We start from the raw sequence: 12144 nt of genomic DNA on the forward strand, positions 1-12144 counted from the left end.
AGGCAATGGAATAATGCGAGCTGATGGAAAATATATTTCTCATGATACACCTTCCACACATACTACAATTCCTTTTATAAAAAATAATGAGTTCGATTATGAATGGTTAGTAGCATGGGCAGATACAAATACACAACGCATTTTATTTCCTATTGTATTTATTGCGATAATAATTATCATCATAACGGCGGTATCCAATGGCGCAAACTTAACAGATGGATTAGATGGATTAGCTGCGGGCACTTCGAGTATAATTGGATTAACATTATTAATATTTTCTTATGTTGCGGGTAACGTAATTCTCGCACAATATCTCAATGTAATGTATATACCCAACTCAGGTGAGTTGGTGATTTTCAGTGCGGCTTTTATTGGTGCATGTGTTGGTTTCCTTTGGTACAATACTTATCCTGCGCAAGTATTTATGGGCGATACCGGAAGTCTGGCATTGGGAGGAATTATTGCCACACTTGCAATTATTGTTCGCAAAGAATTATTGATACCTGTGTTGTGCGGCATATTCCTGATGGAAAATCTCAGCGTGATGGTACAGGTAAGTTATTTTAAATACACCCGTAAAAAATATGGTGAAGGAAGACGCATTTTTTTAATGGCTCCACTACATCATCATTTTCAGAAAAAAGGATATCACGAAACAAAAATTGTTGCACGTTTCTGGATTATAGGAGTGCTTCTCGCAATCATCACTATCGTAACACTTAAAGTAAGATAATGGGCAAACGCATTGTGATATTAGGTGGTGGCGAAAGCGGTGTAGGTGCAGCAAAACTTGCACAACAAAAAGGCTATGATGTTTTCTTAAGTGATAAAGGAAAACTTGCAGAAAAATATAAAGTAGAATTACAATTACATCATATTGCTTTTGAAGAAGGTATGCATACGGAAGATAAAATTTTGAATGCAGATGAAATTATTAAAAGTCCGGGTGTACCTGATAAAGCTGCAATAATTCAGAAAGCAATTGCACAGAATATTTCATTAACCGGCGAGCTGGAATTTGGATATAGATATTGTAATGGAACCATCATTGCAATTACCGGCACCAATGGAAAAACAACCACCACTTCTCTTACTTATCACATGATGAAAAAGGCGGGATTGGATGTGGCAATGGGAGGCAATATCGGAAAAAGTTTTGCAGGATTAATTGCAGAAAAATCGAATGCATATTATGTATTGGAAGTAAGCAGTTTCCAATTAGATGATATCAAAACTTTCAAACCATTTATCAGTGTATTATTAAATATTACACCTGATCATTTAGATAGATACGATTATAAATATGAAAATTATATCGCATCAAAATTCAGAATTACACTTAATCAAAATGCATCTGATTATTTTATTTATTGCGCAGATGATGCGGTAATTAATCAGCACTTAAATGCATTTCCTATTCACAGCAAACAACTCGCATTCACACTTCAACATGCAACTGATAAAGCAGCATGGATAGAAGATAACAATATCATTTTACAATTGAACAACCAAAAAACAACGCTTATGACTATCAACGAACTTGCATTACAAGGCAAACACAATATTTATAACACGATGGCTGCAGGAATTGCAGGTCATGTTTTGCAACTGAAAAAAGAAACCATTCGTGAGAGCATGATGGATTTTACTGGTCTGGAACACAGACTTGAATTTGTTGCAAAAATTCATGGAATGAACTTTATAAATGATTCAAAAGCAACCAATGTAAATTCAACATGGTATGCATTGGAAAGTATGACTGAACCTGTGATTTGGATTGCAGGTGGAGTAGATAAAGGCAACGATTATGAAATGTTGGTTAGCCTGGTGAAGCAAAAAGTAAAGGCAATAGTTTGCATGGGTGCTGATAACAGAAAATTGCAGGAAGCTTTTTCAAAACATGTAGACGTTATGATGAATACAACAGGTATGGATGAAGCGGTTGAAATGGCGTATCGCCTTGGTGCAACTGGAGATGCAGTGTTGTTATCACCTGCTTGTGCAAGCTTTGATTTATTCGAAAATTATGAAGATCGTGGCAATCAATTTAAATTAAAAGTGAGATCTCTATAATGTAATTGTATGACAGCGTATAAGTATCTTATAAATAATATTCGTGGTGATAAAATCATCTGGTTAGTAGTGTTTGGACTTTCTGCGTTCAGCATTCTTGCCGTGTATAGTTCTACCGGTATGCTTGCCTATAAACAACAAGATGGCAACACAGAATATTATGTAATTAAGCATGCAGCATTATTATTTGCAGGTATCGGAATGATGTATCTGGCACATCTTGTTTCTTATAAATATTATTCAAGATTTGCACAGATAATATTATATATTTCTATTCCATTATTATTTTATACGTTAGTGTTTGGTTCGAATTTAAATGAGGCAGCACGATGGATAACATTACCGGTAATTAATCTCACATTTCAAACAAGTGATCTTGCACGATTTGCATTGATTATGTACACGGCAAGAATGTTATCAAAAAAGCAAGAACAAATAAAAGGATTTAAAGAAGCATTCGTACCTATTATTTTACCCATTGTTTTAACGTGCGCACTTATATTTCCCGCTAATCTTTCTACAGCTGCAGTATTGTTTTTTACTTGTATGTTGCTGATGTTTATTGGTAGAGTGAATCTAAAATATATCGCACTCACCTTTGGTTCCGGTATTGCAGTTCTTGCTCTTGTCATTGCATTGTCTTATGTAATTCCTGATGTATGGAGATTTGGTACTTGGCAGAATCGTGTGGAATCTTTTATTGATGGTAATGGTGAAGAAGAATATCAGGTAGAGCAAGCAAAAATTGCAATTGCCAATGGTGGGATTTTTGGTTTGGGCCCCGGCAATAGTCAACAACGCAATACTTTGCCACATCCTTATTCCGATTTTATTTATGCAATTGTTATTGAAGAATACGGACTCTTTGGTGGGATAATAATTATCGTATTATATCTCGTTTTGCTGTATCGGTGCATTCGTATTGTGGCAAAAGCACCAAATAGTTTTGGGGCATTCTTAGCTACTGGTTTAGGATTAAGTTTAACAATACAAGCCTTTATAAATATGGGTGTTGCAACAAATGTGTTACCTGTTACAGGTCTCACTTTACCTATGCTCAGTATGGGTGGAACTTCCATTTGGTTTACTAGTATTTCTGTCGGTATTATTTTAAGTGTGAGCCGTGAAATTGAAATACAGGAATTAAAAAATACAGAGAGTGAAAATGAAGATATTTTAAATACAGAAACAGCTATTGCATAAATGATTTCCAATGCAAACATATTAATTTCAGGTGGTGGTACAGGCGGTCATATTTTTCCGGCTATCGCTATTGCAAATGAAATTGTGCGTCGCAATCCCGATGCAAATATTTTATTTGTAGGTGCAAAAGATAAAATGGAAATGCAGAAAGTACCTGCTGCAGGATATCGTATTGAAGGATTATGGATTAGTGGAATTCAAAGAAGTTTTACTTTGAAAAATTTATTGTTTCCAATAAAACTTATTGATAGTTTTTTTGCTGCAAGAAAAATTGTAAAAACGTTTAAACCACATATTGCAATCGGCACCGGTGGTTTTGCAAGTGGTCCGGCATTAAATGCAGCAGCTTCTTTCGGAACACCGATTGTGATACAAGAACAAAATTCTTATCCTGGAATTACAAATAAAATTCTTGGCAAGAAGGCAGCTAAAGTTTGTGTTGCATATAGTGGTATGGAAAAATATTTTTCTGCAGCACAACTTATCGTTACAGGAAATCCGGTGAGAAAAAATGTATTTGAAAATATACCGTTAAGAGAAGTAGCAGCAAAACATTTTTTTAAAAATCCCGGAAATAAAATTCTTTTTATAGTTGGTGGAAGTTTAGGTGCACGCACTTTAAATAATTGTTTAATACAAAGTCATGCGCAACTTACTGAGTTGGGAATACAAATTATTTGGCAAACAGGAAGTGCAATGGCAGAGGAATGTAAAGCAGCAGCAGCAAATAATCCAAATGTATTTGTAACAGAATTTATTTCTGAAATGCAGTATGCGTATTCTGCGGCGGATGTAATTATTTCCCGTGCAGGTGCAATTGCTATTTCTGAATTATGTCTGGTGGGTAAGCCTGTTATTCTTGTTCCATTTCCTTTTGCCGCAGAAGATCATCAAACAAAAAATGCGATGGCGCTTGTAAATGCAAATGCGGCAATTTGTATTAAAGATGCTGATGCACAACAACAACTTATTCCTGAAATATTAAAATTAGTAAGTGATGAAATTTTATGTAAAGTACTTGCTGATGGTATTAAAAAGTTAGGAATTGCAGATGCTACTGATCGTATTGTGGATGAAATAGAAAAACTGATTGCATGAGCAGTACAATACAATATACAAATCTGAAACGCATATACTTTATCGGTATAGGTGGGATTGGTATGAGTGCACTTGCAAGATATTTTCATTTCAATAATGTAGTTGTAACCGGATATGATCGCACAGAAACTGCACTCACAAAACAATTGCAACAAGAAGGAATTGCTATTCATTTTACAGATGATATTGCACTTGCAGATTTAAATGCTGACTTAATTATTTATACACCTGCTATTCCAAAAGAGCATAAAGAGTATAATTACTTTTTGGCAAATGGATATCCAATTAGAAAACGTGCACAAGTGTTGGGTGAATTATCTGCAAGCAAGTTTACAATTGCAATTGCGGGTTCACATGGAAAAACTACGGTGAGTTCCATGATTGCATGGATATTAAAACACAGTGGTTATGATTGCACTGCTTTTCTCGGTGGAATCAGTGCGAATTTTAATTCCAATTTCGTTGCGGGTAAAAATGATGTAATGGTAATTGAAGCCGATGAATTTGATCGTTCGTTTTTGCAGTTACATCCCGATATTGCAGTAATCACTGCAGTTGATTCTGATCATCTTGAAATTTATGGAACGCAGCAAGAATTGGAAAAAACATTTACCGAATTTGCACATCAGGTAACAGAGAAAGGTAAGGTAGTTTTAAAATCTTCACTGCCAATTTTAAAAAATATAAAAAGAGAAAAATATAGCTATTCAATAAATGATACCAATGCAGATTTATTTGTAGCCGATTATAAAATCACCTTGAGTGGTTCGCAGGTAAGATTAAATAATGGGATGCAATACAAATTGATTTATCCCGGAATTCACAATATCGAAAATTCAGTTGCCGCTTCCAGTGTTGCATTATTACTTGGTATTGAAAAAAATAACATTATTTCTGCACTGAATGTATTCAATGGTGTACACCGCAGATTTGAAATTATGTATCAAAATGATGCAATAGTTTTCATTGATGATTACGCTCATCATCCGGAAGAGATTGCAATGTTTTTAAAAAGTGTAAGAGCAATTTATACCGGTAAAAAAATTACTGCAATTTTTCAACCGCACTTATTTACAAGAACAAGAGATTTGGCAGAAGGATTTTCTGAGAGCTTATCTATTGCAGATGAAGTATTGTTGTTGCCCATTTATCCGGCAAGAGAATTACCCATTGAAGGAGTGAGCAGCGCAATGATTTACAACAATATTCTTTCGCCTTCAAAGCATTTAATGGAGAAAGAAAATTTATTGGAATACATACAAACACAACCGCTGGAAATAGTGTGTACAATAGGTGCCGGAGATATAGATAAACTGGTGGAACCCATTGCTAGAACACTCAAACAAAAAAATCCGCAGCTATGAAAGAGAAACAGAGTACATCAAAAATATTGGGATATACTTTCGCACTTGTAGGGGTGGTAGCTATCCTGTTTTTAATGGCATTTAATTCTGAACGGCAATTGAAAAGTGCATGTGGTAAAATTGATATTTCTTTTAATAGCAGCCAGGAATTATTTTTTCTGGAGACTTCAGATATTGAAGCAATACTTCATAAAACTATTGATACAAGTTTTACAGATCAATCTATTAAATACGTAGATCTTTCAGAGATGGAATTTGCTATTGAACAAAATCCATTTGTTGCAAAAGCAGATATGTTTATTGATATGCAGGGGAATTTACATGTAGCTATTACTCAGAAGCAACCTATAGCAAGGATTATCAACAAAAATGGTGTGAATTATTATATAGATAAAGAGGGTAAAAAATTTCCGGTTAGTAATAAATTTACCTCCAGAGTAATTGTGATAAACGGCAATATAAATGAAGATCTTAAAAATCCGGAGTTATTAACAACACAAGAAATGCAAAATGCATTTTCACTTGTAAATTTCATCCATAAAAATGATTTGTGGAATGCGCAGATTGAACAGATTTATGTAAACACACTTGGAGAGTTTGAGTTAGTACCGAAATTGGGAGATCACATTATTCAATTTGGATCCGCTGAAAACATGGAAAATAAATTTGATAAACTGGAAGTGTTCTATAAAAAGGGACTAAGTTATGTGGGATGGGAAAAGTATTCAACAATTAACCTGATGTACGACTCGCTGGTAGTGTGCACTAAAAAACAAGCATTATGAGTAAATCACCTGAACGGATTATTACAGGATTAGATATTGGAACTACAAAAATCTGCGCCATTATCGGCCGAATGAATATGCATGGAAAAATTGAAGTGCTAGGCATTGGAAAAGCAGATTCATTTGGCGTAATGAGAGGTGTGGTTGCCAATATTGATAAAACTGTGGAAGCAATAAAATGTGCAGTAAAAGAAGCAGAAGAAAAATCAGGACAAAAAGTTACTGAAGTGTATGTGGGAATTGCAGGGCAACATATTAAAAGTTTACAACACAGAGATATTATCACACGAGATAATCCGGATGCAGAAATTGATAATAATGATATCAATCGTTTGATTGAAAATATGCGTAAGATTTCTTTGAATCCGGGGGATAGAATTATTCATGTTTTACCACAGGAATTTCAAGTAGATCATGAACACGGAATAAAAAATCCGGTAGGTATGTGTGGTGTGCGCATCGAAGCAAACTTTCATATTATCACCGGACAGATTGCTGCAGCAAGAAATATTTTTCGCTGTGTAGAACGTGCCGGTTTAAAAGCAATGGATTTAATATTAGAACCACTTGCATCTTCTGCAGCTGTATTAAGTGAAGAAGAATTGGAAGCTGGTGTCGCATTAGTTGATATTGGTGGAGGCACTACAGATATTGCAATTTTTCAGGATGGCATAATCCGACATACTGCCGTAATTCCAATTGGTGGAAATATTGTTACAGAAGATATTAAAGAAGGTTGTAAAATAATGAAGAACCAGGCAGAAGCTTTGAAGGTGAGGTTTGGTTCAGCACTCGCTACTGAAACTCCTTCAAACGAATTAATTTCTATTCCCGGAATTAAAGGAAGAGAGCCGAAAGAAATTCGCATGGATAATCTTGCCCGTATTATTCAAGCGAGAATGGAAGAAATTTTAGAGCATGTATTTTATGAAATTAAATTAAGCGGCTACAACAAAAAATTAATCGGTGGTATTGTAATTACCGGTGGTGGATCGCAAGTAAAACATCTCGTGCAATTAGTAGAATATGTAACCGGTTTAGATACTCGAATTGGTTATCCTATTGAACATCTCACTCAAACAAAATTTGAAGAAATTCATCATCCGATGTATGCAACAGGTGTGGGATTAATTCTAAAAGGATTTGAAGCTAATCGCAAACAAGAACCTGAACCGGTGGAAATAGCAGTAGCCGCAGAGCTTGAAGAAGCAATGAAAAATGAAATGCACACCGAAGAAATTAAAGAAGAAAAACAAACCAATAAAGAAAGAAAAGGGTGGTTCAATAATTTATTGAATACCACCAAACGTTGGTTTGAAGATGATGACACAAAAGATTTTAATTAAAAATAATAATTGAACAAACCATTCCGGATAAAATATTAAACCTATGTATTTCGATTTGCCAAAAGAACAATCCTCAATCATTAAAGTAATCGGCGTTGGCGGCGGTGGCTGCAATGCTGTTAATCACATGTTCCATCAAGGAATAAAAGATGTGAATTTTGTAATTTGTAATACCGATAGTCAAGCATTGGATGCCAGTCCGGTTGCAAATAAAATTCAATTAGGACCAAGCCTTACAAAAGGCAGAGGTGCGGGTTCTCATCCAAGTGTTGGAAAGGATGCCACAATGGAATCTTTACAGGAAATAAAAGAAATTCTGGAGAAGAATACGGAGATGGTTTTCATTACCGCAGGTATGGGTGGCGGAACTGGAACTGGTGGTGCTCCGGTGATTGCAAAAACTGCAAAAGATTTAGGTATTCTTACTATTGGTATTGTAACAATTCCATTTGGTTTTGAAGGAAGAAGAAGAAAGAATCAAGCGTTGGAAGGTTTGGAAGATTTAAAAGATAATGTGGATGCAATTCTTATTGTTTCCAATGATAAGTTGCGGGAGATTTATGGCAACCTTCCCTTCAATGAAGCATTTGCAAAAGCAGATGATATATTGACAACAGCAGCTAAAGGCATTGCTGAAATAATTACAATTCCAGGTTATGTAAATGTGGATTTTGAAGATGTGAAAACTGTATTGCGCAAGAGTGGTTTGGCAATCATGGGATCAGCAATTGCAAGTGGCGATAATCGTGCTTTTGAAGCGGTGGAAAATGCTTTAAAATCACCTTTGTTAAACGACAATGAAATTAGTGGAGCAAAAAGTATTTTATTAAATATTTCCTCCGGAAGTAAACCTGTGTTAATGGATGAAATTTCTGAGATAACAGAATATGTTCAAGATGCTGCCGGTTATGATTGTGATATTATCTGGGGTAATTGTAACGATCCGAATTTGGGAGAAAATTTAATGGTAACAATTATTGCAACAGGTTTTGAAACAGATATAGAACGTACAAAGAGATTGAAGGAAAAAAACTTAAAAGTAAATTTTTTAGAAGAAAATAAATCAGCACCCAAAGCTTCTACAAAAGTTTTATCGTCAAAAGCAATTGTAGATCCGAATGAAATGCGTGTAGAGAAAATAGAACCTCCACAGGAAGATTCGAATGCAAAACAATTTACGTTTGAATTCGACAGTATTCAAAATGAATTCGAACCAAAAAAAGATATTCCTGAAATCACTTCCTTTTTTAATCCATTAGTAGAACCAATTGCAAAATCGGATGAGAATGAAAAAGATGATTTTGATTTTATAATTAAAAATACTGTTGAAGAAGAAGAAGAAGAAACCCAGGTTGAAGATGAGCAAGAACAAATTCCACCAACAGCAAAGCAATTACCTGCCTCTGACGAAATAAATAATGATGACAAAATGCGTTTTGTTTCTGCCTCTAATGATGAAAGAGTTAAGCGATTAAAGTCAATGAGTTTGAAGCTCAACAATCTGGATGAATTGGAAAAGGTGCCTGCATATTTACGCCGTCAGGTTGATCTGGAAAATACGCAGAATTCTTCTGAGAATAATTTTTCTAAATACACTGTTTCCGGTAATGAGAACGGTCCGGAGTTTAGAAAGAACAATTCTTTTCTGCACGATAATGTAGATTGATAAGGCTGTCGGTAAGAATATTTCTTATTAACCTAAATTACAGATTGCAATAGGACTCCACATCTTAGCACTAAGTCAAGAAAAAGTTAAATTCACAATTGTTCTGTGAAATAAATTCCATTATAGTAAAGTGTATTGGAATGAGTTGGTATTTTTAATCAATTCATAAATATGCGACTGAAACTCTTTTTATTGTTATCTACTTATTTGTCCTTCAATATAATATATGCACAGGACTTACAATCATTTATCGGAGTGGATGAATTGCCCGCAGATGATGCAGTTATTTGCGAAATCCCTTTGGCAGATCCCGAATTGGAAGGGATTTATGAAGCGGATACAATTCACGATTTCAGGCTATATGATTTATATGAAAATGAGTATGTAATGTCGGATATTTTGCAAGAAAAAAAACCGGTATTATTAATTAGTTGCAGCTACACATGTTTTGTTTTTCGTAGTCGAATTGAAAGAATAAATTATCTGAATTCAATATATGGCGATAGCTTAAATATATATTTAGTTTATACTGTAGAAGCACATCCTGTTACTGATATCAGTCCCTATTTTGGATATGTGAATACAAGCTCACATAATTATGAGGATAATGTGTTATACCGTCAGCCCACAACATATTTACAGCGCAAACATATCGTACATGATATGTTGCAAAGAGAAACTATATCAGTACCTGTTTTAATTGATGGTCCATGTAATTATTGGTGGGAGAATTTTGGTAAATCGCCTAACTGTGCTTTTTTAATTGATACCAACGGAATTGTTTTTGAAGCGGAAAAATGGTTTGATAGATTTCCTGATGATATTCAAATGAGCATACAAGAAATATTGGAAGAAACGGTAGTTCCAAAGGATACTGTTTATGGTGAAGTGGAATTTCCGCAAAGTTCTACAGATTGTATTTCCGATGAGCCGGGTGCTATAATTTTTGCCGGTGATTATGTTGTTAATAATGATGTTTCAGAAGCAATAATTGATATATCTATTTCTGATTTAGAATTACCTGCCGATTGGAATTTTTCCATCTGTACAGATGTGTGTTATCCTCCCGGAATTGATTCCGTTACTATGGTTATTGAACCGGGTGATTCCATGTTACTTAGTGTGCATTTTTATACTTCCGAAATACCAAATGAATTTAGCAGCATAACAATGGAATTGCAAAATCAAAAAATATTTGAAAACAGAACTGCTTTTGCAGTGAATGCTTGCACTACCGAAAAAGAAACGGTAGAAGAGGAGGCGACTGTAATCGAATTATATCCTAATCCTGCATCCGAGCAATTATTTATAAATAGTGCGGATGCGTTTATTACTGATGTGCAACTCTATCAAATCAACGGACAATTAATGTATGAAAACAATTCATCTGCAAATGCAATCCAAATGGATGTGCGCAATTTTCCTGTAGGAATTTATTTTCTGCATTATGTAATTGGTGATTCAAAACATTCTGAATTAATTGCAATTACTCACTAAGCAATTTCTGAATAATTTATTGTAACCAACCGAGGTGTGTATGCTTAAAATTATCCGGCATTTTTAATCCATAACCAAACATGCGATCCATACTGGAATGTCCGAATAATAATATTCCGGAAAATGTAAGAGTGTCATTTTGTAAATACATACCTAGTATCCAAACTATTATTGCAATGCCTTTATGGTGAAATACATTATAAGTAATGCTTCCTGTTTTTGTATTAATTAAATAACCAATCATTCCAATATCAGGAGCTAATAACAATGCCCAGAATAGCCAACCTGCAAAAGGTAATTGATAGGATAAATAAATTGCCAGAATAAACATTCCAGCCTCTTCAATTTTTATTAAGTTTTTCATAAATGCAGGTCTTGATTTTTATAAGGGTAATATTATTCAATTATATAAATAGACATAAATTTAAATTCTCTTTCTATTGAAGTATTGAAGATATATTAATATTTATTTCCCCCGGTTTTAACCGAGGGAAAAAGGGCAATATATTATGTGATCTTAAATTTCTATTTTCTTGATGCTATGAAGATTTGTTGATTTTTATTTAATCCTTTTTCCCTCCCTTAAAAGTTTACCTGCCGAAGGAAGTTTACCTGCCGAAGGAAGGGGGGAGGGAAATAAATTCTTTCAAATTGTGCTATGAAATGTATTGTGGATTTGTTTTTCTTTTTTAGACCCTCTCCTTACTCTCCCTCAAACAGGGAGAGCGATAAACTCTCCTAATCTTGATGTCTTTTCATCATATTGATATTTTTTAATTCTTATTATAGAATGATTGATAGTAATTGATAATACTAATTGTTTGATAGAACAACTGCTTAAACGTCTTCCCCCCGCCTTCGGCGGGTAAACTTTTTAAGGGAAGATAAGAGATGGGTCAAAACAATTGACAATGGACAATGGACAGTTGACAATGGAAAAAAATTAACCTTTCTCATTATCCTTAGATTGCTTCGTCATCCACTGCGTTCCTTTTTAGTTTACCTACCGAAGGCAGGCAATGACGCACAGATTTGAGATTTGAAGTAGTATTGAAAATTCAAAAAAAGTCACTTATTTATTTTGAATTTAAAATGTTTTATTACTCTACAAT

The 12144-nt window shown here is 34.4% G+C and carries 10 protein-coding genes; 9 read left to right on the plus strand and 1 reads right to left on the minus strand.

From position 1 onward, the window contains the following. Window positions 1-13: 13 nt before the first annotated feature. From IPN31_07510 to IPN31_07550, 9 genes are all read left to right on the plus strand, one after another. Window positions 14-733: a phospho-N-acetylmuramoyl-pentapeptide-transferase gene (locus IPN31_07510; protein ID MBK8681734.1), complete on the plus strand. Its 720-nt coding sequence runs from the start codon at window positions 14-16 to the stop codon at window positions 731-733. Then, window positions 733-2073, plus strand: a complete 1341-nt coding sequence (gene murD, locus IPN31_07515) for a UDP-N-acetylmuramoyl-L-alanine--D-glutamate ligase (protein MBK8681735.1) — start codon at window positions 733-735, stop codon at window positions 2071-2073. The genes IPN31_07510 and murD overlap by 1 nt, the downstream gene beginning before the upstream one ends. Before the next feature lie 9 nt (window positions 2074-2082). Continuing rightward, window positions 2083-3276 (plus strand): cell division protein FtsW, encoded by a 1194-nt coding sequence (locus IPN31_07520; GenBank protein MBK8681736.1) that lies wholly within the window; start codon window positions 2083-2085, stop codon window positions 3274-3276. Then, entirely contained in the window at window positions 3277-4374 is a 1098-nt protein-coding gene (murG, locus tag IPN31_07525; protein ID MBK8681737.1) for an undecaprenyldiphospho-muramoylpentapeptide beta-N-acetylglucosaminyltransferase, read from the plus strand. 8 nt (window positions 4375-4382) lie between these two features. Continuing rightward, window positions 4383-5738, plus strand: coding sequence for a UDP-N-acetylmuramate--L-alanine ligase (locus IPN31_07530; GenBank protein ID MBK8681738.1), 1356 nt, complete (start codon window positions 4383-4385; stop codon window positions 5736-5738). Then, the gene (locus IPN31_07535) at window positions 5735-6523 is read left to right on the plus strand and encodes a hypothetical protein (protein ID MBK8681739.1); all 789 of its coding nucleotides are present in this window, start codon (window positions 5735-5737) and stop codon (window positions 6521-6523) included. The genes IPN31_07530 and IPN31_07535 overlap by 4 nt, the downstream gene beginning before the upstream one ends. Beyond that, window positions 6520-7869, plus strand: a complete 1350-nt coding sequence (ftsA, locus tag IPN31_07540; GenBank protein MBK8681740.1) for a cell division protein FtsA — start codon at window positions 6520-6522, stop codon at window positions 7867-7869. Before IPN31_07535 ends, ftsA begins: the two co-directional genes overlap by 4 nt. A gap of 43 nt (window positions 7870-7912) precedes the next feature. Beyond that, window positions 7913-9535 (plus strand): cell division protein FtsZ, encoded by a 1623-nt coding sequence (gene ftsZ / locus IPN31_07545; protein ID MBK8681741.1) that lies wholly within the window; start codon window positions 7913-7915, stop codon window positions 9533-9535. Window positions 9536-9706: 171 nt separating this feature from the next. Next, complete coding sequence (locus IPN31_07550; protein MBK8681742.1) at window positions 9707-11032, plus strand: T9SS type A sorting domain-containing protein; 1326 nt, start codon at window positions 9707-9709, stop codon at window positions 11030-11032. 16 nt (window positions 11033-11048) lie between these two features. Here the strand turns inward: IPN31_07550 and IPN31_07555 are convergent, their stop codons facing one another. After that, complete coding sequence (locus IPN31_07555; GenBank protein MBK8681743.1) at window positions 11049-11396, minus strand: DUF4260 domain-containing protein; 348 nt, start codon at window positions 11394-11396, stop codon at window positions 11049-11051. Window positions 11397-12144 lie beyond the last annotated feature (748 nt).

This window comes from Bacteroidota bacterium (assembly GCA_016715425.1).
In the GTDB taxonomy this organism is placed as follows: Bacteria; Bacteroidota; Bacteroidia; order Chitinophagales; family BACL12; genus JADKAC01.

What these genes read in the sequence shown, in the direction of transcription:
- IPN31_07535 (MBK8681739.1), top strand. Translation starts at nt 5,735, where the DNA reads ATGAAAGAGAAACAGAGTACATCAAAAATATTGGGATATACTTTCGCA.
- ftsZ (MBK8681741.1), top strand. Translation starts at nt 7,913, where the DNA reads ATGTATTTCGATTTGCCAAAAGAACAATCCTCAATCATTAAAGTAATC.
- murD (MBK8681735.1), top strand. Translation starts at nt 733, where the DNA reads ATGGGCAAACGCATTGTGATATTAGGTGGTGGCGAAAGCGGTGTAGGT.
- ftsA (MBK8681740.1), top strand. Translation starts at nt 6,520, where the DNA reads ATGAGTAAATCACCTGAACGGATTATTACAGGATTAGATATTGGAACT.
- IPN31_07510 (MBK8681734.1), top strand. Translation starts at nt 14, where the DNA reads ATGCGAGCTGATGGAAAATATATTTCTCATGATACACCTTCCACACAT.
- murG (MBK8681737.1), top strand. Translation starts at nt 3,277, where the DNA reads ATGATTTCCAATGCAAACATATTAATTTCAGGTGGTGGTACAGGCGGT.
- IPN31_07555 (MBK8681743.1), bottom strand. Translation starts at nt 11,396, where the DNA reads ATGAAAAACTTAATAAAAATTGAAGAGGCTGGAATGTTTATTCTGGCA.
- IPN31_07550 (MBK8681742.1), top strand. Translation starts at nt 9,707, where the DNA reads ATGCGACTGAAACTCTTTTTATTGTTATCTACTTATTTGTCCTTCAAT.
- IPN31_07520 (MBK8681736.1), top strand. Translation starts at nt 2,083, where the DNA reads ATGACAGCGTATAAGTATCTTATAAATAATATTCGTGGTGATAAAATC.